This window comes from Streptomyces sp. SID13726 (assembly GCF_010548375.1).
Lineage (GTDB): Bacteria > Actinomycetota > Actinomycetes > Streptomycetales > Streptomycetaceae > Streptomyces.
This window is the reverse complement of the sequence record NZ_JAAGLY010000709.1, coordinates 1-404: the sequence shown is the minus strand read 5'-3', so window position 1 is coordinate 404 and position 404 is coordinate 1. Positions and strand designations below refer to the sequence as shown.

1 pseudogene is annotated in these 404 nt (G+C 70.3%); it reads right to left on the bottom strand.

Annotated elements, in window-relative coordinates:
- Nucleotides 1-404, bottom strand: a pseudogene (locus G3I78_RS49890) (hypothetical protein); the annotation flags it as partial.

Sequence of the window (404 nt, the reverse complement as noted above, 5' to 3'; positions counted from 1 at the left end):
GCCCTTCTCCTTGGTGTCCAGCAGCGCCGAGCCGACGTTCCGGGTCAGCAGCTTGTCGGCGATGAGCGCTATGCCGCCGGCGACGGCCAGCGTGCACCTCGCGTTCCCGTCGCCGGCGAGGGCGGGCTCGACGAGGGTGGTGAAGTCGTGCGTGGCGACCGGGGCCCACTCGCCGGTCACATCGCGGGTGAGCACGCCGCCGTTGTTCCAGGCGTTGCGCGCCTGGGTGGTCACGAGCTTCTTGTGGCTGCGCCAGGGGATGTCGATGAGCGGGCCGAGGAGTTCGGCGAACCCCTTCAGGCCCATCCGCTTGCCGCCCTTGATCGCCTTGGCCTGGTCCTTGAGCAGCTCCATCAGCTCGGGCCGGGTCACGGCGTGCACCAGGTAGACGCTGCGCCACAGGG